The sequence below is a fragment of the Curtobacterium flaccumfaciens genome (assembly GCF_051548005.1).
Lineage (GTDB): Bacteria > Actinomycetota > Actinomycetes > Actinomycetales > Microbacteriaceae > Curtobacterium.
Genome location: NZ_JBPUGH010000250.1, coordinates 1 through 2,113 on the forward strand (window position 1 = coordinate 1; position 2,113 = coordinate 2,113).

At 71.6% G+C, this 2,113-nt stretch carries 2 protein-coding genes; one reads left to right on the forward strand and one right to left on the reverse strand.

All coding sequences use genetic code 11. The features are described 5' to 3' along the window. Nucleotides 1-392, forward strand: a 392-nt coding sequence (locus tag ACSW7Y_RS17045; RefSeq protein ID WP_438127410.1) for a hypothetical protein, incomplete at its 5' end; no start/stop codon positions are given. A gap of 54 nt (nt 393-446) precedes the next feature. Here the strand turns inward: ACSW7Y_RS17045 and ACSW7Y_RS17050 are convergent. Further along, nucleotides 447-2,113, reverse strand: a 1,667-nt coding sequence (locus ACSW7Y_RS17050; protein ID WP_438127411.1) for an efflux RND transporter permease subunit, incomplete at its 5' end; no start/stop codon positions are given.

A 2,113-nucleotide genomic window follows, 5' to 3' on the forward strand; every position in this document is an offset into this window, starting at 1 on the left:
GTGCAGCGAACCCGGCTTCCGCGCACCGGATCGGCCACGCACAGGACTGGACACGGCTCTGCGCAGCGGTGTCGATGCCACGTCCCCTGCCCGGGTGGCACCCGGAGTCGGGACTGCTGCTCAACGCCGCACACGCGCAGACTTCCGGGGTGACCGACACCACGACGCGCCCCGCGACCGCCCCGACCACCTGGCAGCACGCCTCCGCCCTGCGGTCCGTGGTGGAGCTGCTCCTCGGGCTGTCGTTCTGCGCGACGGTCGCGTTCGGTGGGTACGCCGCGGCGACCGGGCACATGCAGGTGCTGGCGCAGGTCGCCGCGATCGTGTTCGTCACGACCCTGGTCGTCGTGCTCGTCAACTGGTTCCGCGCCGTCGAGGCGTCCGAGCGCTGACGCTCGTGCCCGCCGCGCGCGTCACGTGCCGCGGCCGCAGGCTCCCGGTGATCGTCAGTCGGTCCGTGCCGCCTCCTGCTCGTCACCTCTCCGTGCCTCGTGCCGCTGCAGGCGTGCCTCCGCACGAGTGATCCCGGCCTCCCGACGGTCCGCCCGACGCTCCCGCGCCCGCTCGACCACGAAGTAGAGCGACGGCAGCACCACGAGGGTCAGCAGCGTCGACGACACCAGGCCGCCGATCACGACGAGGGCGAGCGGCTGCGAGATGAAGCCGGACTTGCCGGTGAGCCCGAGCGCCATCGGCACGAGCGCGAAGATCGTCGCGAGCGCGGTCATCAGGATCGGCCGGAGTCGTCTCGTCGCGCCCTCGACCAGGGCCTCGGCCACACGGAGCCCTCTCCTGCGGTACTGGTTGACGAGGTCGACGAGCACGATCGCGTTCGTGACGACGATGCCGACGAGCATGAGCAGGCCGATGATCGACGCGACCCCGAGCGGGATGCCGGTGATGATCTGCAGCAGGAGCGCCCCGGTCGCGGCGAACGGCACCGACATGAGGAGCAGCAGGGGCTGCAGCAGGCTCCGGAACGTGGCGACCATGATCACGTAGACGATCAGGATCGCGACGAGGATCGCGAGGAACAGCTGGCTGAACGCCGACGACTGGCTCGAGGCCACACCGCCGATCGACGCCGAGGCACCCTTCGGCAGCTGCAGCGCATCGACGGCCGCGGTGACGTTCTGCACCGCGGCGCCGAGGTTCGTCGCGTCCGGGGTGACGGTGATCGTCGCAGTGCGCACCGCGTTCGCCGTGGTGATCGTGGTCGGCCCCTCGGACTGCTCGACCGTCGCGAGGTCCGACAGCGGCACTTCGCCGGTCGACGTCGGGATCGAGAGCTTCTTCAGCGCGGCGATCGTCTCCGGCGGGTTCGGGTCGGCGATGTACACGTCGAGCGTGGCGTCGTCGATCTCGACGCTGCCGGTGTCGCGCGGTGAGACGGCAGCGGCGACGAGCCCGCCGACCTGCTGCTCGGTCAGGCCGCGCTCGGCGGCCTCCTGCCGGTCGACCTTGACGGCCAGGTAGGGCTCGGCGGCCGAGAGGTTGCTCGTCGCCTCGGTCGTGCCGTCGACGCCGCGCATCTTCCGCAGCACGGTGTCGGCCGCGGTCCGGAGCTCGGCCTGGGTCGGCGCGGTGACGTCGACCTCGATGTCGCTCGAGCCGCCGAAGCCGCCCCCGGCAGAGGACAGCGACACCTGACCGACGCCGTCGATCTTCTCGATGCGGTCGCGGGCGGTCGTCTGGATGGTCGGTTGGTCGGCGGCCGCGTCGGTCGTGACGTTGTACTGGACGGACGCGGAGGCCCCGCCGCCGAACGCCGCCTGGATCGACTGCCCGCTCGACCCGATGGTGGTCTGCACGGTCTCGACGCCCTTGACGTCGCGGAGGACCCGCTCGACCTTCGCGGCCGCGTCGGACTGGTCGTCGAGGCTCGTGCCGGGCTCGAGGTCCTGCGTCACCGTGAAGGTGTTCTGGCCGGAGTCACCGAGGTAGTTCGTCTTCACGAACGGGACGGCCGCGAGGGTACCGCCGAGCACGAAGACCGCGAGCACGATGACGACCCACGGGCGCCGCATGGCCCACGCGAGGACGGGACGGTAGCCGCGCTGGAGTCGGTCGCGGCGGCCGGCGTCGTGCAGGTCGGCGGCAGACGCCAGTGCGC